This window comes from Parafrankia sp. EAN1pec, assembly GCF_000018005.1.
GTDB lineage: Bacteria > Actinomycetota > Actinomycetes > Frankiales > Frankiaceae > Parafrankia > Parafrankia soli.
Window position 1 is genome coordinate 7,733,117 of record NC_009921.1, and the last position, 21,405, is coordinate 7,754,521.

Sequence of the window (21,405 nt, forward strand, 5' to 3'; positions counted from 1 at the left end):
CGTCACCTGCAGGAGAGGAGAGGGCGCACCGTGAAGTGGAATCTGCGGCTCGCCGCCGCGAACCGGGGCATCTGGAAGGCCAGCGAGCTGCACCGGATGCTCGCCGAGCGCGGCATGGTGATCAGCGCCGGGAAGATGTCCGGGCTGTGGTCCGGCAGCCCCAACGCCGTCAGGCTCGATGAGCTGGACGTCATCTGCGCGGTGCTCGGCTGCGGCGTCGCCGAGTTGCTGCTACCCGAGCAGGAGAAGGTGCCTGCGGCGGTGCCGGCCGCCGACGGCGAGCAGGTGGCCGCCGCGGCGGCTCAGACTCGGGCGGTCACGCCCCGGCCCCGCCCTGGCCGGTCGTTGCCGCCTCGGTGACCTGCCGGCGCTGCGGCCGTCCGCTGCCCGTCGGTGGCCGGCGCGACCGGCTCTACTGCAACGCCAGCTGCCGGAACATGGCCTACGCCGCCCGCCGAGGGACCGGCGTCCCGCCACCCGACCGCTGGCAGCATCCCGCCCTGAAATCGGACACCCCCGTGCTGCGGGCAGCCGCGACGCGGGCCCAGGAACTGGGCCAGGCCCACGGCTGGTCGCCCTCGACTACCCGGTGCGCGATGGATGGCCTGGCCGTCGTCCTGGACGGCCAGGCCGCGGGCCGCCGTCCCCGGCTTACCGAAGTCCGCGCCGTCCTTCCGCGGCAGGCCTCCAGCGCGCGGGTCGCCGAAGTCCTCACCGACCTCGGGCTGCTCGAAGACGACACCACGCCGCCGATCCGCGCCTGGGTCGAGCACCGGACCGGCGACCTGCCCGCCGGTTTCGCCGTGATCGTGCGGGCCTGGCTGCTGGTGCTGCTCGACGGCGACGCCCGAGCCCGGCCGCGGTCGCACGCCAGCATCTACGTCTACTTCGGCGGTGTCCGCCCGCACCTGGAACATTGGGCGGCGACCCGCAGCCACCTGCGTGAGATCACCGCGGCCGACGTGAAGGCCGCGCTGGATCCTCTGCGCGGCGAGCGGCGCAGCAACGCGGCCGTCGCGTTGCGATCGCTGTTCCGGTTCGCCAAGAAACGCGGCCTGACCTTCGCTGACCCCACCGCCCGCCTTGCAGTCCCCCGCCCCGACCGACGCGGCCTGCTCCCGCTGACGGAAGCCGACATCCACGCTGTCGAGCAGGCTGCCGTCGCTCTGGCGCAGCGGCTGATCGTCGCGCTGGCCGCCGTCCACGCCGCACGCGCCGCGACGATCCGCCACCTGGCCCTCGATGACCTCGACCTGCCCAACCGGCGCATCACCCTCGCCGGCCACACCCAGCACCTCGGCGAGATGACCCGCCAGCTGCTGCAGACCTGGCTCGAGCACCGCCGCGCCCGCTGGCCGCACACCCCCAACCGGCATGTCCTGATCAGTGAGAGAACTGCCCTGGGCAGCGGCCCCATCAGCCCCAGCTACCTTCACCAGCACCTGCTCCGTCGCGGCATTCATCTCGACCGCATCCGCGCCGACCGTGTGCTCCACGAGGCCCTGACCGTCGGCCCCGACCCCCTGCACCTGGCCCTCGTCTTCAACCTGTCGCACTCCACAGCCAGCAGATACGCCGCCATCGCCCAGAACCTCCTCGACGACCAGGGGGGTCGAGGACCGTAACAGGAATTAGCATGAGGCGTCACTCTGCGCCTCAGTGGCCGGGGTCAGCAGTGCGGCGGCGCGGTCGGCGCCGGTGGGCTTCGAGAAACGGCCCGGGCGGTTAGAGAAGGTCCTCAAGTCGGGTGGCGACCTGGCGGTAGCGGCTGACCGGGACCAGGTGCACACCGGCGAAGGCGCCGCTGTCGCGCAGCCGTAGCACCTGGTCGCAGGCCGCTTCGACCCCGGCCGCCTGGTCCCGTTCGACTGCCTGGACGAGGTCGTCGGGGATGTCGATGTCGGGGATCGTCGCGGCGAGGCGGCGGGCCATCCCGGCGCTCGCGAGGACCATCACGCCGGCGTAGACCGGCAGTTCGACCGGATGGGCGTCTCGCCAGCGCAGCAGGGCATCCACCGAGTAGCTGACCTGCACGAACAGAAAGTCGGCCGCTCGTTTCCATGCGGGCAGTGGACGTAGGCCGGCCGCGGCTCCGACCCGGAACGCCGGCATGTCCGCGAAGACCGGATCCTCGCTGGCCGCGCGGGCCTCGTCCATCATCGCGCGCACGGTCAGGTCGCTGGTCCGGTTCCCGGCGGTGGGTTTGTCGCCGTGGACGAACAGGAACTCCTCGACGCCGTAGGCCGCGGCGGTGAGCAGGTCGCGGCGGAAGCCGAGCAGGTTACGGTCGCGGGAGTTCACGCAGGCGATGCTGCGTCCCCCCATCGTCTGCACCTCGTGGGCGACGGCGATGCTCGACACCGTCGCGCGTCCGATGTGGTTGTCGGGGATCAGGAACGCGTCAGCGACGGGGCTCAGGACACCGATCTGATGGCGGGCATGGGTCAGGTCCGGCCGGGTCGGCGGCTCGATCTCGCAGATCAGCTCGAAGCCGCGCACCGGACGTTCATGACCCGCCGTGGATTCCTGCATCCGGACAGGATAGGACGCCACGATCCACAGACCACAGCCGCACCGCACGTCCCCGAGGGCGACAACGGCCACGCTCTCTTCTGGGCCAGCCGACCGACCTGAACCGGCCCCACGGAACAGATCCAGGTAGACCGGACAGAACCCGCCACAACCTCGAACCTGATCACCAGAAAAGCCGTGGGTTCGATGCGAAGAACCTTCAGTCAGGCTGAACTTGCGGACTTTGTGCCGGTAAGGAACGTGTCACCAGCCGCAAACGGCGATGATCTAGCTGGCCTGTGGCTCGGCGGCGGCGAGCTCATGTCTGGCTTGGCCGGCAGCGCGTAGCTCGCGCAGGTCGGGGATGTGGTTGTAGAGCGTGCCGGGGCTGACGCCGAGCAGCTTCGCGATCGAGGTGATGCTGGCGTCCGGGTTGGGGAGCATGTCGCGGGCGGCGCGGATGATCTCTGGGGTGGCGACGGTGGGCCGTCCGCCGACGCGGCCGCGTTCGCGTGCGGCGGCCAGGCCCTCGTGGGTGCCGGCGACGATGAGTTCGCGGATGAACTCGGGGGGCCGCCGAGATACGCCGGAAAGGGGCAATGGTCGTCGGGCGACGTCGTGTAGCGGCTGTCTGGTCCGTTGGGCGGTTACTGTGTCGACGCTGGCGCCGGTTCGCTGCCTGCGAGGTAGCGGTGCAGCGAGGTCTTCGGGATGCCGGTCTTGGTGGCGATCGTGCCGAGGCTGTCGCCGCGGGCTTTGAGGAGCCGCGCGTATTCGATCTTGCCGGTGGGGTGGGCCAAGGGCCGGCCGACGTGGCGGCCTTTGGCTTCGGCGACGGCGCGTGCGTTTGCGGCGCGTTCGGCGGTGAAGGTGCGTTCCATCTCGGCGAACAGCGCCAGGAGGAGGAAGGCGATGCGGCCCATGCCCTCATCGGCGGTGTTGATCGGCAGCGGGTCGGCCAGGGAGCGCACGCCGATGTGCTTCTCTGCGAGGTCGTGGACGAGGTTGAGGACTTCGCGCAGGTTGCGGCCGAGCCGGTCGAGTGTGTGCACGACGATCGTGTCGCCCGGGCGGGCGTAGGCGAGCAGTGCTGTCAGGCCTTCGCGGTCGACGGTGGCGCCGGTCTTCTTGTCGGTGAAGATGCGCCCGGTGGGGATGCCGGCGGCGGCCAGGGCGTCGAGCTGGCGCTCGAGGCTCTGCTTGGTGGTGGAGACCCGGGCGTAGCCGAGGTCGAGTCCGGTCGGGGGGTGTGCGGGGGCGGCAGACACGCAGAGATCGTACCGGAAGTCGTCTCCGTACTACTGTTTCGGAACATGTGTTGTGGAACGACTTCCGGAACAATATGGGACCTGTTTTCACCGCCTCGCGCGGCCCACCAGAGATCGTTCCACTTCCAAGGTTCCGGAACATTCCGGCTGCTGCTTTCAATGCTCACAGGTAGAGACCGCCATGCGCCTCACCCCCGAGGTGGGCCACCCCTCCAGACGCTAAGCGCTGTCCCGCGGCACTCCCTCAGGAAAGACTCCCGGCCGCAGGCGCCCGCCGGCGCAGCCGGACATTTCGCAGTCGGGGTCTCCTGCCCAGACTGTTCCTACGGTGCGCTACAGCGGCGCAGCGCACCCGTGCGGTGTGACTGTGGTCGGTGGATCGTGGCGTCCTATCCTGTCCGGATGCAGGAATCCACGGCGGGTCATGAACGTCCGGTGCGCGGCTTCGAGCTGATCTGCGAGATCGAGCCGCCGACCCAGGGCCTCGGCGAGATCGCGTAGCGTAGAGGGCTGTTGCGTAAGGTAGTGGCAGTACCGTCGGGCTGGGGTACGCCTTCGCCGAGATAGCGCAGGCCCGCCTGGCTGCGCTGCCGGACGGCAGCGTCGGGTGGGATGCCCGCTTCCGGCGTGACCTCCGGCGGTTCGCAGCTCGCTTCGAAAAACCGTCGGGCTGGTGTGCGCAGCGGCTGGCGGTTATCTCGGCGAGATCCGGGCAGCTGTTGTGAGGAAAGTGGCCTTCTGTACGGGAGAATGAAAGCGCCAACAATCAAAACCCCGTAACAGAAGGCCACCGCGTGCCATCATGCCAGCAATCTCCCGCCGTGTCGAACCTTCGGATCAGCGGTGAGGGGGACGACATCTCCGGTCTGCTCGCGATGCTAGGCGGGATCACCGACCCACGGAAAGCGCGCGGGAAGATCTACAGCCTTTCGTTCATGCTGGCCTCCGCGCTTGTCGCGACGTTGGCTGGGGCGACAGGCCTGCGTGAGATCGGCAGCCGGGTCGCTGACTTCGGCCAAGATCTCCTGGCCCGGCTCGGTGCACCGTTCGACCATTTCACTGGAAGATATAGGGCGCCCAGCGAAAAGGCGATCCGCGCTCTGTTCGAGAAGATGGACGTCGCGGCTGTCGACGCCGCCTTCGGTGCCTGGTTGTTCGCGCACGCGGTCTGGGAGCCGGGTGAGGACATCGTCCTCGCCATGGACGTGAAGGTCCTGCGTGGAGCCTGGTCCGAGGGGAACAAGCGGGTCACGCTCCTGTCTGCCATGGTCCACGCGAAGGGGCTCGTCGCCGGGCAGGTCCGCGTCCCCGACGGCACGAACGAGATCACCCAGGTAGCGGCTCTCCTGGAGAACCTCCCGGACATCTCCGGGCCTGTCGTCGCGACGTTGGATGCCGTGCACACCCAGCACGAAACCGCCTTCCTCCTTGTCGAACACGGAATCGACTACGCGCTGACCGTGAAGGGAAACCAGCCGACGCTCTACCGGAAAACCTTCGAGCAAACCCTTCCCCTTCTCCAAAAACCCCCACAGCACGAAGTCGAGGAACGCGGCCACGGCCGAATCAAGAAATGGCAGGCCTGGACCACCGAAGCCAAGGGGATCGGGTTTCCGGAGGTCGCGACCGCTGCCGTCATCCGTCGCGACGAATTCGACCTCAAGGGAATCCGTGTCAGCCGTGAATACGCTCACATTCTCACCAGCGTCGCCGGCAACCGCGCCACTGCCGCCTACATTCACAGGCTCATCCGCGGGCATTGGGGCATCGAGAACGAAATTCACTACCCGCGCGACACCGCGTGGCGCGAGGACGCCAACCAGACCCACACAGGAAATAGTCCACACACGCTCGCCAGCTTCCGTAACCTGGCGATCGGGATCATCCGCCGAAACGGCATCAGGAAGATAAAGGAAACCCTCGAGTACATAGCCGGCGACCGCGACCGGGTACTCCCACTCCTCGCTACGGCATGTCACTAAACATAGCACTGAGTTACCTCTCCGAGGCCCTGGGGTGTTACCGGGGCCATTGCCTGTTTCTGTCGTATCTCGGTGGCCCCCGTAGTTGGCGGATTCGGTGGATCTTGGCGGCCGAACGGCTTCTGGTCGAAGTGGTCGCGGACGGCAAGCGGGACGTGCTGGAGGGGCGGCTTATCCGCGTTGCTCTGGATGCGTTACGCATCGAGAACCAGCAACTCCGCGACGCGCTCGCACACGCCCACGGCCAACTCCGAGCAGCCCGAACCGATCTTGGTGTCGAGGAAGTCTCCTGAGCTTCGGGATACCCTCGGCCCATAACGCGCCGGAACAGATCGACACAAGTCACGTGACGCGCGCATAGCTTGGGCGTTATCCTTATGATCGCTCCGGCTCGTCCTCGGCTCTGGACACGGCGTTCCCCGAGGACCCTCTGGCTACGGACCGAGAAGCGTTTGGCATCGTGGTGCTGCAGCGCCTACCTCTCCGGCGGGCCTCCGGCACCGAGGTCATCGGCGCTCTCCTCTCGGCGATCGAGACGAGCCCTGTCCGATCGAGCCTCATGCTGCTCGAGTACGCGCCCATGGTCTGGATCCGTCAATGTCCTTTCAACCCAGAAAGCTAAACTATTTATGTTCATATGGCCCCGAATGACCACTGGACCCGAACGTCTCATGTTGGAGAGCATGCTTGACCGCAACCGGCAAGCGCTCATCGACACAGCGCGAGGGCTATCCGAGACTGACGCGCGGCGGCGCCTGGTCGTCTCACTGACCACACCGATCGGGCTGATCAAACACGCCGCCACCGCCGAGCGCGTCTGGTTCCAACGCACCCTGCTCGGCCTGGACGAGTCCGCATGCGACGGCTACGCGACCGGTGACGACGGCAGTTTCGTTGTCGCCGACGGCGAAACGCTGGCCGACGTGATCGCCGAGTTTGAGCGTGCCAGCGAGCGTTCCCGCGTGATCGCCGCCGACTTCGAGCTCGACGACACCAAGGCGCACCCCCGCGCTGGCGATATCAGCCTGCGGTTTGTCTACCTGCTCCTGATCGAGGATTTCGCCCGTCACGCCGGCCATGGTGACATTCTCCGAGAACAAATCACCGCCGCACGATAGGCGTTGGCAGGGTTGCGCAAGATCTGGTTGCAACCCAAGCGTCGGTCCCGGGTCGTGGTCGTTCGTCGGGCGGGCGCCAGAGTTCACTGTCGACTCGGTTGCCGAGGCCGTCGTAGTACTCCGCGCGTCGACGTAGCGGACATTCACTCGTGGTTAGGCTTGGGCAAGCCGCCGGTGGATGCGGTCGTGACCGGACAGGCCGACCCGCCTCCCCCGTGGCCAGCGGCACCGCCGCCGCGGTGGCGGACCTACCGGCGGGGGGAACCGTCGCCGTGGCGCAGCGGCGAGCCGGGACCGGGCCGCCGCGTGGTGAGCGTCCGTCTCGGAGACGACGAGATCACCGAACTCCGTGCCGCCGCCGACCGGTCAGGGCTCCGCCTGTCCGGCTACATGGCCCGGGACTCGGGTTCGTGTCACCAGGGGCAAAGTAGGTCTGAGCTACAGCGAGGAATCGTCTGTCTCAGGACCCAGGGCGGAGCGTGCCAGGTACTCGGCGAGCGGTAGGCCATCGGTGGCTGCGGCCCGGGCGTTGCGCAGTGTGTCGAGGCGAAGGGCGTTGCCGAACCGGAGTTCCCCGTCGAGGGTTGGGTGGATCCGTTCGCCGAAGATGACGCCGGTGCACTCGAACGGCTCGCCTGGGCCACGTTGGAGGAGACCGGGACAAACCGTGGGAGGCTCTCCGACCTGTCATGATCGTTCGCTTCTGAACCCGGCCAACCTCGGCTGCGAGCCGGTCATGAGCGCGGCGTAGCCTCCCACGGTTTGTCCCGGTCTCTGTCTCCACCCCGCCGGCCGCCGGATACACCACGTCACGAACCAGACCGTCAGGCTCGTCGACCACCGCCTCGCTGATCCGAAAAAGGATGTTCTCCTTCCCCGAGACCCGTTTGAGATCGGAGACGAACGCGTCGACGACCCGCCTCTCCGCCCCAGGCCAGCTAGATCATCGCTGTTTGCACCTGGTGACACGTTGCTTACCGGCACCCCGTGAAGCGATAGCCCGCCTGGGAGATCCGCGACGCCTACGGGTTCCGCTGAGCAGGCACGGCCGAGATCCGCCGCTATCGGCCTTTGGCAGGTCCCTGGCCGATCTGCGGACCGGGTGGCGGGGTTCCAGGTGGTGGGCCACTGCCCCTGCGAGGCGGGGATGGCTTGACAGACCCAGAGAACGACGCTTGTGCCGGGGACTGGGTGGTATGTGAGGGCGCCGCCGGTGTGATCTGGGGGTCTGCGGGGGAGGCGGCATCGGGAGTCGCGGCGGTGTCCGTACCAGAGGCAGGGATCGGACTACGGGAGCCGGCTTTGGTGCTCGTTTCGACGGTGGGACTCCGCTTGGGCAGGGCCACCGCCGGATCGGCCCGTGCCCGCGCCCGGTCAGTGATGTCGTCGAACTCGGTGTGCCACTGGGGGCCCATCGCATTCGCCAGATTGTCGATCTTGTTAGCGAACTGTTCGGTCTCCTCGGGGCTCCAGCTACGGCCGCGCTCGGCCTCAATCGCCTCCCGGGTGGCGGGCGCCTGCTGCCACCCGCCGCTGGCATCGCGTTCGTTGGCGTACAGGATCTCGTTGTTGCGGCGGACCACGGCGACCGCGTCGACCGCGTCTGATCGGTCGATGAAGTCGGCCGAATCCAGCACGCCGGCATAGGAGAGGTCGTGGGTTTCCCGCGCGGTGAGCCGGCCGTATCCGGTGTCCGCAACCTGTTCGTGGTAGCGGTCGACGATACCGAGCCTGCTGTGCGCCTCATCGACGGCCACCACGGCCGCCTCCACCCGGTAGCCGTTGTTGTGGAGGCGTTCGGCGATGTCGGCGAAGTCGGCCCGGTCGCGACCGGCGCTTTCCAGCAGTACGTCCGCACGCTGGTCGATCACGTACTCGGTGGCCATGTCGATCCACCGGCGGGCGTCCGGGGAGGTCAGCGGTGAGGCGCGCTCCGGGTCGGTGATGACCAGCTCGTCGTAGTCGGGGTGGTAGGGCTTGTAGAAGTCGCCCACGACGTGGGCGGCCCCGCCCCGTTCGTCGAGCTGTTGCTTGACGGCGTCGGCGATTCGGGTCTTCCCGGCGCCAGGCTGGCCCATGACGATCACCGCGACCGGTCGTCGCCCGTCGTCGCGGTGGGAGACCACACCCGCGAACTTCTCCCTGACAATCTCGTTGGTGAAGATCTCCCGGGCACGCTCTTCGGGAAGGTAGTACGGGTTCGGCTGGGTCATCAGCCGGCCTGGCCCCGCAGCGACCGGAGCAGGGCGGTGTAGCGTTCGCGGGTCTCCTGTACGACCGCCGGGTCGGACGCCCGCAGCCCCTGCTGGTCTGCTGCCGCGCGGGTACGGTGCGCGGTCCAGGCGGCGATGGCCTCCTGGTCGGGTTCGGGCTGGCGTCGCTCGGCGGCGATCCGGCCGGTGTAGACCGCCACCACCTGACCGATGAGGTCGAGCGTGACCTCGAAGCTGATCGCCTCGTCGTCGTTGCGTTCGAACGGCTGCAGATTGCCCACTATGGACGGCTGCTGGGCGAATTCCTTCACCAGAACTCCCTTCCCTTCTTGATCCTAGCTCGCGGCCCTCGGGGCACAAGGGAACGAAGAGTCCCGGTAGTTGCTGGCGCGACGGTGGCCTAACGGGGTGGCTCACCCGATCCGACCCCGAACAGGCGACCCGCTGGCTTGCTCGGAGTCGGCGACGCCATCGCCCGACACGTCGCCGCCAATGTCAGTGGCTCCTCACCGTAGAGATCCACAGTTGCCTGAACAGCCCCGGCAACCACCACCCCGACCGCAGCCAGCAGCACCCCGGCGACAGTGAGCCCCCCCCCCGGCCGCCGGCGCGGACCGCTGTGGGCAGGGTGGCACCGCCGGGCCGCAGGTCACCTGATCATCGCCGTTTGCGACTGGTGACGCGTTTCTTACCGACACCCCATATCCGGCCGCGCCGATGACGTGGGCAAGCAGGGCACCGGACGGCGCCCCGCCATCACAGATACTCCTGATATCTATGCGCTGCTCCGGTCCGCGCCCGCTCGGGGCGGAGGGTCAGCGGAGCGCGGTGGTGTCGGGTACTCGGACGTCGAGGATCGCCATGATCACGTCGAAGTCGCTGATCTTCGCGGGGGTGAACGTGGAGGTCGGTTCGCCGTCGTTTATTTCCTTGAAGGAATCCCAGCCCATGTTCTTCGCCGCGCGACTCCTGATGATCTTTCGGCATTCATGGACCTCGTCCTGCAGGCCGAGAACAGTGTAGATCCAGATCGCTCGCAGCAGACGGGCCAGAATTTCCTTCGATGTATGAGGTGATTTCACCGGACGGCTGGTCTGCCAGTATGCCTCGGCGAGCGGAAGCGAGACGAGTGGCCACTCGCCCCTGGCCGCGTCGACCGCCTCCTCGAAGTGCTTCAGCGGTCCGCCCTCCTCCGTGGGATGCAGGCCGCGGGCAGCCGCGTTCCGGCCGAGATTCACGAGGGCGGCGATCTGGAGTCCGGCGAGGTGGCGTTCCCCAGCTACCGCCTCGAGCGCCCGCTCGAAATGCCCCTTGGCCTCTTCGGGCTTCGACATCGCGCCTAGGGTGGAAAGCGCCAGGAACCTGATCCTGGCTTCGGCATCTGGCTGCTGGACCAGCCGTAGCAGTTTGCGGTACGCGTCGTCCCAGAACGTTCTGCCGCGTGCGAACGACCCCATCCCGATCTCCAGGTCGCACCGGGCGCGGAGAGCGCGGTCCCGGCCGGCGTTCTGGTGGACCTCGACCAGGAGTGGCCGTGCCTCCTGGACGTCGTCGAGGAGACGGAGCACAACCGCCTTCGCCAGCCGCAGCCGCTGCCCGTACGGGGACATGGGTTCGATCAGCCCAAGCCGGTCCACCTCGTCTATGGCCCGGCGAAGGGGGCGCAGATCATTGCGGTAGAGCCTGGAAGACGTCAGGGTGCTCCTGGCGTGGATTCCGCCGCGGGAATTGTTGGGGTCAATGGCGCCACGGATGTCGGTGGCGTCGGAGAGATCGGCGATGGTGTCGGAGTCCACCAGCCGCATGGTCTCCTCGACGGCGCGCACGGCGGTCTGTAGGGGCCGGCCGGTACGCCGCCGCTGTGGTAGTTGCTCTTCCGAAAACTCGGCGTAGGCGAGCTCGAACCCGGTGAGAGCGGCCACGAGGCTGTCCCGCCTGTCACGGGCGAGCCGGTTCGCCTCCCTCAGGTGCTGGACGGCCTGGGAGGTCGAGGTCGTACCGTGATGCTCCAGCTTCTCCTGGGCGAGCTGGCGCAGGGTCGCCACCCGTTCCGCCGTCACAGCGTTCGCCCTTTCGAGCTCGTCAGCCCGCTCCTGGTAACGGCGGACGAGATCCTCCGGGCTCCCGGGAAACTCCACGGGCGTCAGGACCGCGGACTCGCGCTCGTCCCACGTGTCGGCCAGCTCCGCCAGCAGCGTCGTTCTGGCTGTCTCCTCGTCGAGTTTGACCAGGCTCACCGGTTGGATCTCGGCGAACGGTGCCGTCTCCGGGGCGTGGGAGGAGATGAGAACGGGCAGGAGGCTCCATCGGCTGGAGCCACGGTCGGCCGGGTCCGCCCTGGTGTAGCGGCTGGCGGCCCACCGCCAGGTGGCCCGGCCGAAGTCGGATTCGACATATCTGGGGCTGAGCAGGATCAGCACACAGAGCTTCCCGCCGTCGATGTCCGTACCCGGATCGCCGCCGGCGTCCCGGAGCCGGTCGTCGAGGAAGCCCGTCCCGTCCCGGCTCGCGTTGTGCTGCCGTACCCGCGCGGAGATCCGGCACAGCTGTTCGTACACCCAGGCCGCCCAGAGCGGATCCCGACCGCCTTCGGCGTAGCTGATCACGAACTCGTCGTACTGTAGCTTGCGCGCGGGACGGTCGAAGCCCGCCACCATCTTCGCCCATGCCGTCCGCGACGGCGGGTTCAGTCGGATTGTGTCATCCCGCCCGATGTTCTGGGCGAGAAATTCGCAGGCCCGCTGCAGACGATCCCGGTCGATTCCGTGCGGCGGACCCTCCTGGAACGCGTACCGCGGGGTGTGCGGCAACGCCACCTGCTCCCAGTACTTCTGCGTGCCACCCAGGATTCTGGGCCCTATCAACGGCTGACGCGGCAGCGTCGTGGAGACCTCCTCGAACTCCTCCCACGGCAGTTCGAACACCCGCTGGTAGCGGTCCTTTGCCTTTCCCGCCGCCGCCCGCGCGGAGGTCTCGATCCGTGACGGCAACGGCAGGATTCTCAGTTCACGCCGCTCACGGGCGCCCGCCGCACGGGCCTGGGCGGCGACCCGTGCGGTGTTGAGGATGCCCTGCTCGTTCATACCGAAGCAGGCGACCATGACATCGGGGAGAACCTGCGTGCAGGTGGCCGACACATCCCCCATGCCCGTCCGCGAATCCACCAGGACGAAATCGTAGTAGTCCGTCCATCTGGACTTGAGGGTCCGGAAGAAGCGGTGCCCGGCGAACTTCGTGTACAGCTCGTTCCAGTCCAGGAGCGCCAGCTTTGCGGCGTATTCAGCGTCGAGGCGGCCGGATCGCATGAGGTCGACCGAGCCACCGGGCTGGAAAACGTCGTCGATGTCCAGCTCCTCGACGAACGAGGCCCAGCTGGTACAGTCCCTCAACCGCTGCTTCATAGGGTCAGAATCAGCCTCGCCGCCGGGCGAATCCCTGGTGAGCTCGGCGCGGACCGCATCCAGATCCACCCTGGTGATTCGCTCCCGGACCCACTCCCGCAGGTCGGGATCGGCCAGCTCCGCGCGTGCCTGCTCGGCGGTCGACGGGTCCGCCCAGTCCTCCCCGGACCAGTCCGGGTGGGCGGCGAGCGGCTGCCATGAATGACGTTCCAGGTACCGTGCCAGTGCGTCCGCGTCGAGGCGGTCGCGGTAGTCGATGACGAGATCCACGAGACCGGGCCTGGTCCGCATCCCCTTGACGGCCGCGGCCGGCCAGAAGTAGTTCTCCAGGCCGGGGGCCTCCAGATCCCAGTCGACGACGAGGACCTTTTTCCCGGCCGAGGCGAGGATCCAGGCTACCCAGGCGAGTGCGAGAGAACGCCCGACGCCACCCTTGTACGAGTAGAAGGTGACCACCGTGCCGGGCATCTCAGGTGCCCAGATCGTAGGGGTTGGTCACCAGTGGCCCGCCGTCGCCGCCCGACCCGTCGGGCCAGTGGTGCTCCGCACTGCGCCGGACAGCGGCGACGATCTCAGTCGTCGCCCGCACGCACTCGAATATGTAGCGAGGATCGCTGCGGGCGGCTCCGGCGGCGCCCGCGGAATCCGCGGCGCTTGCGGCACTCTGCACTCCCACGGCGCCCGTGGTGCTCTCGGTCCCGGCGACAGCTTCGGGCAGCGGAGAAATCACGACTCTTTTTCGAGCCTGCGTCGGCTGAATTGTAGATATCATCCAGATTCGAGCCCCGATAGGATCCGTGCGATCGAACAAAGCGATCATCGGCGTCCCCTTTCGCCTGATCGATCTCACTGTCGCGGCATTCCATTCCTCGAAGGCGGGTAGCGGCTCGCCGATCACCTCTATGTTCAGCATGTGAAGTGCCCAGCTCAGACCGAGCGCCGGGTAGCTCGTCATCGCGTCCCAGTGGGTCATCGGATGCCCCGAGGAGGCCGCGCGCCTGCGGAACGGGTCCCACTCGTCGACGGACTCATGATACGCGCCCTCATCCGGGACCAGCCGTCCGTTCAGCTGTTCTTTCTTGGCCACCGCATATACCAGATGGCACTTCAGGACGTCGTCCCTGCCGAACTGGCCCGGCTCGAACGCAAAGTTCCGCCCGTCCATCCTCAGCTGCGGGCTTCGCGGCCGCCAGTCCCGCGAGGCTTTTGCCTTGTGCACCTTCTTGATCTGCTCGGCGAGATGCTGGACGGCCATCGGGTACGCTCCGAAATCCCGATTCTCGATCAGGTCATCAAAGAGGCCCCTCTTCGTGGTGTGCGGGTTGCCGTCGATCGTGAGCTGGTAAGCCTTGACGATCGGCGGTATGTAGCTCATCCGCTTCCACCAGATGGGGATGATCCGGGACGGCCGCTTGTCACCGTACCTCACCGCCTCGAACAGACGGCGACGGAACAGCCCCCACTCCTCGGCGCAGGCCGCGGACTGGAAATAGCTCTCGGTGCAGATGGGGATGAAGAAATCGCACGTGTTGAGCTCGTTCTCGATGTCCGACTTCCAGTCGGCCCCCGGCGTGAGATCCCGGTCGAGAAAAACCTCGACCGGCTCCCCACCTATCTGCTGCTCGAGCTCGTTCTGTAGATCCTGCCGGAAGATTGTAATGTGCTTGCGCCGGTCGTTCTTCCGGGCATAGCTGATGAAAACTTTCAGCGTCATGCCCGGTTCACCTCCCCGACCCGCGATCCGCCCGGCGGCGGGGCTACCGGTTCCGTGGCGGGATCCGGTTCCCCGTCCACCGCGGCCGCAGGCCCGGTGCCGGGCTCAACGGCCTGAGCCGTCGACTCAACAGCTTGAGCCGTCGGCTGGGCCGCCGCGGATGGTGCGCCGTCCCCGCTTACCGCGTGCCTGTCCGCGTTCACCCGGTCGGCCGGGTTGACGTCCGGCTCGGCTGGTTCCCAGGTGTCCATCACCGCGAGGTCGAAGGCGTTCTCGGCGCGGTGCAGGACCGTGAGCCCCACCGGGAAGGTGAGCTCGCGCTGGCCCGGTCGACGGATCCGGATATCCGTCGATTCCGGATCCTCCACCCGCCGGATGACGAAGTCAGGCTCGGCACCGTCGGCCGGTCGCGCCAACTGGGGCGGCGAATCGGGCTTGGGTAGCCGGAGGGCCAGGCGGGCGCCGTCCGACTCCTCCGCGTCGAGGTAGTCGACGGGCGTTCCGTGGTCGTACAGGTACACGGTCAGGCCGAGCACCCCCCGCGGCTCGGGCGACGCGAGGGTACCGGACGGCACCGGCTGATCACTCGGTATGTCCGGCGGATCCGCGACGCCCCTGTCGGGCCTGCCCCCCATGCTCCTCCGTTTCTTGGAGCTGCCCCACACCAGCAGTCCCCCGGAGACGATGGCGGCGAACAGGGCAGCTGATACCAGCGCGACGATCAGGCGCACCCATCCGGATGTGCCGCCGGTCGGTGCCGGGCGCACGGTGATGTCGAAGTCACCGATGGCCATCCCCATGTTCGGCGGGGCATTGAGGTTGGTCACCGCGACGCTGCCGCGCAGCGGCCCCGGCCGTGCCGACGAGTCCACACGCAGGGTGAAGCGCACGGTGGTCCCGGTACCGGAGCCGCCGCCGGCCGGCGGCGGTTGAATCCGGGCCGGGCTCACCGTCACTCCCGGATCCTGGTCGAGCAGTGCGATGCCGAGCAGCGGCAGCCTGCCGGTTCCCAGGGCGTGGATGGTGATCTCACCGCTGATCTCGCCGCCCGCGACAACGGATCCGGCCGGAGGGCGGATGCGGATATGCGGGCCGGCGGCGCCGACTCCGCCGGCGGATCCGCTGACGGCACTCATGAACGTCCACTCGCCGCATACCTGGCGGGCGCAGAGCGCCTGCCCGAAACTCGTACCGCCGAGCCGCGCGACGAAGATGACGCGTTCGGAGGCGTCCTTCGGGACGGCCACGGAACCGCTGAACACGCCGTCACCGCGGCCGCTCTCAGTCCCGCTTCCGACCCCGTTCCCGGCCCCGCCGCCACGCTCGGCCCCTGGGACGTCCTGCTTCCCGCCGTCGTCCCTGAGGGTGCCGGCGGGAATCCCGTCGGCCGGGTTCTGCCCCGGCCGCAGTGTCGTCACGTCGACCCGCAGGCCGGCCGTGCCTGCGGCGTCGGCGAAGGCGTCCCGCCGGCCGAACAGGCGCAGGTGCGCGCTGGCCTGCGAACCCGGGTACGGCGCCGGCCCATCGATCTCAAGGTTCCCGAGCAGCCGCCAGACCGGGACGACCGTGATCACCCCGCCGGGCTCGCCGGGGGCCGGTTCGGCCTTCACGACCCAGGTGCCGGGCGGCGGATTGACGATCCGCAGGGATTCCACCCATCCGGAGCCTCCACGCCGGACATAGCTGCTGCCCGCCTCGTCGAAGTCGCGCGGGAGGGGCACGTCCTTGTCTCCGACACCGCCCGGGCCCGGGGGGTGGAACGTGAGCCGGGTGCCCTGGCTCGGTTTGAGGACGGTGATCGCCGCATCGGCGACGCCGGCGGGTATGACCACGCCGACTTCGGACCCGAGGTCGAGACCGTACGACTTCACCGGGCCGGCGAACTCGCAGCGCAGCAGGCCGAGCGTGGTCAGCAGCGGCCCGGTCAGATCGGCGGACGTGGCCAGCGGCACGACCCGCTCCGTAGCCGGATCGTAGCCCGGGCACGGCGTGGGTGGCGGACTGGCGTCGCGTGCCAGCGTGGCCAGGTCGACTGTGTGGCCGGTGGGATCGGCGATGTTCGGCTTCTGCCCGAAGCCGAACGGCCAGATCTCGATGCCGGCTTTCCTGGCCGCGGGGAGGATCTCGTCACGGATCTGGCCGCTCTCGGACCGGTCGGTGGACGAGCCCCCGCTCGAGTCGGTTCCGGCCGTGCTGAGCTGGCCGTCGGTAAGAATGAAAATCACTTTCCGGGCTGGGCCGGAGCCGGTGGCAGGTGCGGACAGAAGCGTGTCGAAGCCCGATTTCAGGGCGGTGACGTAGTCGGTGTCCTGGCCCTGGCCGGCGGTGCGCCGCATGATCCCGGAGAGGCAGCCGCTGATGCGGTCCCGGTCGTCCGGGTCGTCTACCGGGGCGAGCGGGCAGAGGGTCTCGGCGGCTGGTCTCGCCGTGCTACTCCCGGACGGCCCCATGCTGGCGAACGCGGTCACCGCGATCCTGGTGCGGGTCGACAGGTCGGTTGCGGCGATCACGCCGGCGGCACGCGCCTCCAGGGCGATCGTGGGCTCGTCGAGCGAGCGGGACACATCGACCAGGATCACCGCGTCCATCGCTCCGCTGTCGGCGGCACCGGCCGAGCCGGGCAGCGGCCCCGACAGTGATCCCGAGGACGCCGCTGCCCGCGCGCCGCCCACGAAAGCTGCCGTCCGGGCCTGAATCACCGGCGCGGCCGGCAGCACTTCCCTCGCGCCCATGGCCGACGTTCCGACAGCCACGGGAACGACGAACACGCAGGTCAGAAGGCCTATCAAGTACTTCTCTAACGCCCGGCGCGGATGGCCGAGCCCCCCCGTACGCAATGGACCCCCCGAAAATCTCGTCCATCAAGTTATGCACCATACCGGATGGCATGACGTTAAACACGAGTACGGAGCGACCTGCATCCGCGAACCCCGGGCGACAAACCACTGCTCCATCTGCGCTCCACAGAGGAACTACACAGGTAATGCCAGCAAAGGGCAGGCCACGTGGTCACGCACACGCTGGACCATCGTTCCTGGGCGCGCCTGGCCGAGAAACACTCATTCGACGGTTTCGTCGAGGCGGCACGGTCCGCTCCGCCGCTACTCCTGCACAGCGACAAACCTCTGGTGGCTGTCGCGGCGTTGCCGGCTCGCTGACCGCACCGGCCAGGATGCCGTGCTCGTCACGGAATCGCTGGGACGAGCGGGAACAAGCCCGTGGACGTCGACCCGGCGGAGGCGGGCAGCCATGTCAGTTCGGCCAGCTGTGTCAGCTCGACCAGCCTTGTCAGTTCGGCCAGCCATGTCGGTTAGGGAAAGCCTGCGCGACAACGCGCTCGGCATGGTCCTCGACATGTCGGCGTTGCCCGCGCCACTGCGGCTGATGGCCCGGCTCTCCCCCGACCCGGCGGTGAACGGGCCGCTGGATCCGCCGTCCCTGCTGGCTATCGACCCGCCGGACCACACCCGTCTGCGCCGGCTCGTGTCGAAGGTGTTCACGCCCCGCGCGGTCGACGGGCTGCGCGGGGAGGTGGAACGGGCCGCCGATGCGCTGCTCGACGCCATGGCCGACGAGGGCACCGTCGATCTCGTCGGCCGCTGCGCGAGCCGGCTGCCGGTGACCGTGATCGCCACGATTCTCGGCGTGCCCGCGGCGATGCACGCGCAGTTCCTCGCCTGGGGCACCGCGGCCGCGGCCACGCTCGACTTCGGCCTTCCCTACGGCGCATTCCGGCGGGTGGAACGGGCGCAGCAGGCCATCAACACCTGGCTGCGCGGCCATTTCGAGGGGCTGCGCCGCGATCCCGGCGAGGACATTCTCAGCCAGCTCGTCAGGCTCGTCGACGACGGTGACCGGCTGACCGAGACGGAGCTCATCGCGACCGCCCAGCTCCTGCTCGCCGCCGGCTTCGAGACGACCGTCAACCTGCTGGGCAACGGCGCGGCGTTGTTGATGGAACATCCCGACCAGCTGGAGTATCTGCGGTCCGGGCCCGACCGGTGGCGGGTGCTGCTCGACCCGGCCGGCCATCCGTTCTGCCGGCTGAATTCGGTGGCTCCGGTGGCTCCAGCGGCAGAGTCGCCCAGCGCCGGCGCGACCCACCACCAGCACAGCCCCAGCGCCGGCGCGGCCCCACCACTGGCGCGACCGCCGGCACGACGATCCGTACGACGACCGGCGCGCGGGCCGGCCCGGTGCCACAGTCGGCCCGGCCCGGCAGTCGGCCCGGCACCGCGAGGGCGCCGGGCGCGGCCACGGGCGCCGGCGCCGGAGGAGACACATGCCACGCCGGCTCCCCCGGGCCGCGCCCGGAGCGGTAGAAGGACTTCATGGGCGCGACGCACGACCCCGCGAGGACACAGCTGGCGAACTACCCGTTCGTCATGACGCTGCAACCCCGCTTCGGCGACATGGACAGCCTCGGGCACGTGAACAACGTGGCCATCGCGGCGCTCTTCGAGGAGGCCCGGGTCGGGATGAACCGGGCGATGCTCGGCGACAGCCATGTGGCGCCGGCGCTGAGCCGCCCGCTACCGGTGGTCGCGGCCCGCGTGGAGATCGACTATCTGGGCGAGGTCCGCTACCCCGGGGAGTACCACGTCGGCGTGGGCGTCGGCAGGGTCGGCACCAGCTCCGTCCTGCAGGTGTGCGCGATGTTCGACGGCGAGACCTGTGTCGCGCTGTGCGACGCCGTGCTGGTGCACCGCCCGGCCACCGGGCCGGCGCCGGTACCGCAGGAGGTGCGCGAGCTCCTGACGACGGTCATGGCCTTTCCCACCCGGGTCGACGCCGGGGTCTGACCTGCCCGGCGGCACGCCGGACGGCCCTCGCGCGGAGGGCCCGGCGCGGCAGCACCGGCGGCGCGGCTCGGCGGCGCCGGGATTTTCGGCGCCGATGAAGGAACACTACGGAGTATCGCGCGGTGTCATGCCGTCTGGATTCCATTCCAGCGACCAGCCGTACCGCGCCGCGGCGTCGGCCTGGGTCCCCTCGACGAAATCGTTCTCCCGCCGGATGACCAGGTCGTCGCCTACCATGTGAAAAGAGGCGACAACGCAGGTTCGGGCACTTGGCGAAGCCCCGCCGGGGCGGATGGCGAGCTGTTCGCCCGACCGCCCGGCGACGGTGAGCACCGGCCGCAGCGACGCCCACTCCGGAGCGCTGTGCAGCCCGTAGGCGAAGACGAAGAACCGCTTGAACGTGGCGAGGGCGCTCAGGTCGACGAAAATCGTCTGGCCGTCCCGCTCGTCGCGGCTGCCCAGGCGCAGCACCTGCCGGCCCGCGCGCCCGGCGCTGCTGGCGGAGTGCCCCAGGTGCTGGATGACGCCGGCGGCGCCGTCCAGTGCCTGCCAGAGGCAGCCGAGGTAGATGTTGCTCGGGCGCGGCAGCCCCGTGCGGGTCGTCAGGGTCTCCCAGCGCAGGGTCACGGTCAGGGCGCCGGAGCCGCGCTGCTCCGCCGTCCAGATGGTGGCCGGGTGATCGTCGTCGAGCGCGCTGACGTGTTCGTTGCGCTGCCGGTGGCGCGAGGACCGCTCGCCGACCTCGGCCGGGGTCGACGGGCGGCGCTCCGGGACGCCGGCCGCCGGCGTTTCCGGCCGCGCGGTGTCCTCGTCGTCCTCGCCGAGGTCCAGCGGCGACCGCGCGCCGCCGGCCGCCGGTGGAGATGACGGCGGGGCCGGCCGTGGTGGTGCCGGCCGTGGTGGTGCCGGCCGCTGTGGTGCCGGCCGCTGTGGTGCCGGCCGCTGTGGCGATGAAGGCGGGAATGGCGGCGGTGAAGTCGGCGCCGGAGTAGGCCGTGCTCCCGGCGCGGGTGGCTGCGGCCCCGACTGTGAGGTCGGTGCCGGCCGAGCCGGTGTGGACGGGCCGGTTGGGTGGGCGAGATGCGCCGGGTGCAGGTGATCGGCGATCTTGCGGCGGCTCCGGGCCCGAGAGGTCCGGGTGAGGAACGGGGCCACGTCGGCGGGCCGCGCCGCCGGCACACCGCCTCCGTTCGCGACGGCGGCATTCGCGCCGGCACTGTTCGCACCGGCCCCGTTCGCACCAGCTCCGTTCGCACCAGCTCCGTTCGCGCCGGCGAGGCCGGGCAGGCCGCCCGCGTACCCCTGGCCGACCGCCCGGAACTTCCACCCCGTCGGGTGCCGGTACAGCTCGCCGAAGATCAGGGCGGTCTCAAGGCCGGTCTCCACATCGAAGGCGTAGCTGACGATCTCCCGGCCGTCGGCGTCGTCGAGCACCCGGATGTGGCCGCGGGGCACCGACCGGAACGTCTGCCCGCGGCCGGCCGAGTCGTAGATCGCAGCCCCGAACTGCAGCCGGCTGACGGCGGCGGGCACCGCGGCCAGGGTGACGACGACGTCCTCGACGGCCTCGGCCTCGCCGCTGGTCGGGCGGGGCGGTGCCAGGGAGCCGAGCCGTTCCGCGGGGTTCGGCACCTGGTGGGCGAGGAGCAGCCGGGTGGGCGCGCCGCCGCCGCCGACGAGGGCGATGACGCCGTCCACGTCGACGGCCGAGCCGGGCGCCTCGCTCCAGCCGAACGCGACGCGCACCCGCGCCACGCCCGGCGCGGACCGGGACAGCAGCACGTTGCCGCCCCTGGGCAGGGTGACGGTCACGAGTCGAGGTCGGAGCGCCGGAACTTGGCGTCCAGGAAGCGCGCCTGGATCGCCAGCTTCGCCGCGTCCCCGGTGTAGACGAGATCCTGCAGCTCGTTGGCGCCCTCGTCGAGGAGCTGCAGCTGACGGATCAGGTCGTCGGCGGGCGTGGTCCCCGTGACCCCGGGGCGGTCGGCGTAGTGGGCCGGCAGGGCGACGAAATCCCCGAGTGCCTGCGGCAGGTACTCGTGCACGATCGCGGTGAGGTACCTCATCTCCTCCTCGCTCGCCGACTGGACCTCGATGTAGCGCAGCAACGGGCGCAGGACGTCGTCGATGTCGCGCACGGTCGGCACCGCCCCGGGCGGCAGCCTCCCGCCGTTCGCGTTCGCGCCCGCGACGAGCTCGGCGAGCTCACGCTGGAGCTGGCGGACCGGCCGGACGACGTCGTCGCCCGGCCCCCGGGCACCGCCGGCCACCGCGGCAGGATCGTCGTTCGCCGAACTCCCGGCACTGTCACGCCGCCGGAAGATCACGGCGTCCTCCTCTCCCCACCGGCCGCGGCGCCGGCCCCAGGGCCGGCCGCGGCGCGGGCGTCAGGACGG

The 21,405-nt window shown here is 69.2% G+C and carries 16 protein-coding genes and 1 pseudogene; 7 read left to right on the plus strand and 10 right to left on the minus strand.

What is annotated here, in order from left to right; genetic code table 11:
* Positions 1-30 precede the first annotated feature (30 nt).
* Both FRANEAN1_RS31710 and FRANEAN1_RS31715 read left to right on the plus strand, forming a co-directional pair.
* Positions 31-360: a helix-turn-helix transcriptional regulator gene (locus FRANEAN1_RS31710; RefSeq protein ID WP_041254999.1), complete on the plus strand. Its 330-nt coding sequence runs from the start codon at positions 31-33 to the stop codon at positions 358-360.
* Positions 357-1,625 carry a hypothetical protein gene (locus tag FRANEAN1_RS31715; protein WP_020463784.1) on the plus strand — a complete coding sequence of 423 codons (1,269 nt, stop codon included), beginning with the start codon at positions 357-359 and terminating at the stop codon, positions 1,623-1,625. Before FRANEAN1_RS31710 ends, FRANEAN1_RS31715 begins: the two co-directional genes overlap by 4 nt.
* Before the next feature lie 100 nt (positions 1,626-1,725).
* Here the strand turns inward: FRANEAN1_RS31715 and FRANEAN1_RS31720 are convergent, their stop codons facing one another.
* From FRANEAN1_RS31720 to FRANEAN1_RS31730, 3 genes and pseudogenes are all read right to left on the minus strand, one after another.
* Positions 1,726-2,532 carry a methylenetetrahydrofolate reductase gene (locus FRANEAN1_RS31720; protein ID WP_041256722.1) on the minus strand — a complete coding sequence of 269 codons (807 nt, stop codon included), beginning with the start codon at positions 2,530-2,532 and terminating at the stop codon, positions 1,726-1,728.
* Positions 2,533-2,799: 267 nt separating this feature from the next.
* Positions 2,800-3,078: pseudogene (locus FRANEAN1_RS31725) on the minus strand (recombinase family protein); the annotation flags it as partial.
* 80 nt (positions 3,079-3,158) lie between these two features.
* The gene (locus tag FRANEAN1_RS31730; RefSeq protein WP_020463787.1) at positions 3,159-3,779 is read right to left on the minus strand and encodes a recombinase family protein; all 621 of its coding nucleotides are present in this window, start codon (positions 3,777-3,779) and stop codon (positions 3,159-3,161) included.
* A gap of 821 nt (positions 3,780-4,600) precedes the next feature.
* Between FRANEAN1_RS31730 and FRANEAN1_RS31735 the strand changes: the two genes are divergently transcribed.
* From FRANEAN1_RS31735 to FRANEAN1_RS31740, 3 genes are all read left to right on the plus strand, one after another.
* A complete protein-coding gene (locus FRANEAN1_RS31735) occupies positions 4,601-5,761 on the plus strand; it encodes an ISAs1 family transposase (protein ID WP_347176831.1) in 1,161 nt (386 codons plus the stop codon).
* A 104-nt stretch (positions 5,762-5,865) separates the two neighbouring features.
* Entirely contained in the window at positions 5,866-6,054 is a 189-nt protein-coding gene (locus FRANEAN1_RS41750; protein WP_157472865.1) for a hypothetical protein, read from the plus strand.
* 336 nt (positions 6,055-6,390) lie between these two features.
* The gene (locus tag FRANEAN1_RS31740; RefSeq protein ID WP_020463789.1) at positions 6,391-6,879 is read left to right on the plus strand and encodes a DinB family protein; all 489 of its coding nucleotides are present in this window, start codon (positions 6,391-6,393) and stop codon (positions 6,877-6,879) included.
* Positions 6,880-7,940: 1,061 nt separating this feature from the next.
* Here FRANEAN1_RS31740 and FRANEAN1_RS31745 read toward each other — a convergent pair.
* The 5 genes from FRANEAN1_RS31745 to FRANEAN1_RS31765 form a co-directional block, all read right to left on the minus strand.
* On the minus strand, positions 7,941-9,092 hold the full coding sequence (locus tag FRANEAN1_RS31745; protein WP_020463790.1) for a zeta toxin family protein: 1,152 nt from the start codon (positions 9,090-9,092) through the stop codon (positions 7,941-7,943).
* Entirely contained in the window at positions 9,092-9,403 is a 312-nt protein-coding gene (locus FRANEAN1_RS31750; protein WP_157472866.1) for a hypothetical protein, read from the minus strand. The genes FRANEAN1_RS31745 and FRANEAN1_RS31750 overlap by 1 nt, the downstream gene beginning before the upstream one ends.
* Before the next feature lie 504 nt (positions 9,404-9,907).
* Entirely contained in the window at positions 9,908-12,961 is a 3,054-nt protein-coding gene (locus tag FRANEAN1_RS42650; RefSeq protein WP_020463791.1) for a hypothetical protein, read from the minus strand.
* Position 12,962: 1 nt separating this feature from the next.
* Complete coding sequence (locus tag FRANEAN1_RS31760; RefSeq protein WP_020463792.1) at positions 12,963-14,207, minus strand: toll/interleukin-1 receptor domain-containing protein; 1,245 nt, start codon at positions 14,205-14,207, stop codon at positions 12,963-12,965.
* Positions 14,204-16,939: a vWA domain-containing protein gene (locus FRANEAN1_RS31765; RefSeq protein ID WP_157472867.1), complete on the minus strand. Its 2,736-nt coding sequence runs from the start codon at positions 16,937-16,939 to the stop codon at positions 14,204-14,206. The genes FRANEAN1_RS31760 and FRANEAN1_RS31765 overlap by 4 nt, the downstream gene beginning before the upstream one ends.
* 571 nt (positions 16,940-17,510) lie before the next feature.
* On the opposite strand from FRANEAN1_RS31765, the gene FRANEAN1_RS37565 reads away from it, so the two are divergent.
* Together FRANEAN1_RS37565 and FRANEAN1_RS31775 are read left to right on the plus strand one after the other, a co-directional pair.
* Positions 17,511-18,596 carry a hypothetical protein gene (locus tag FRANEAN1_RS37565; protein ID WP_157472868.1) on the plus strand — a complete coding sequence of 362 codons (1,086 nt, stop codon included), beginning with the start codon at positions 17,511-17,513 and terminating at the stop codon, positions 18,594-18,596.
* A complete protein-coding gene (locus FRANEAN1_RS31775) occupies positions 18,539-19,009 on the plus strand; it encodes an acyl-CoA thioesterase (protein ID WP_020463795.1) in 471 nt (156 codons plus the stop codon). The genes FRANEAN1_RS37565 and FRANEAN1_RS31775 overlap by 58 nt, the downstream gene beginning before the upstream one ends.
* A 105-nt stretch (positions 19,010-19,114) precedes the next feature.
* Here the strand turns inward: FRANEAN1_RS31775 and FRANEAN1_RS31780 are convergent, their stop codons facing one another.
* Both FRANEAN1_RS31780 and FRANEAN1_RS31785 read right to left on the minus strand, forming a co-directional pair.
* Positions 19,115-20,821 carry a TerD family protein gene (locus tag FRANEAN1_RS31780; RefSeq protein WP_020463796.1) on the minus strand — a complete coding sequence of 569 codons (1,707 nt, stop codon included), beginning with the start codon at positions 20,819-20,821 and terminating at the stop codon, positions 19,115-19,117.
* Complete coding sequence (locus FRANEAN1_RS31785; RefSeq protein ID WP_049796071.1) at positions 20,818-21,279, minus strand: hypothetical protein; 462 nt, start codon at positions 21,277-21,279, stop codon at positions 20,818-20,820. The genes FRANEAN1_RS31780 and FRANEAN1_RS31785 overlap by 4 nt, the downstream gene beginning before the upstream one ends.
* Positions 21,280-21,405 lie beyond the last annotated feature (126 nt).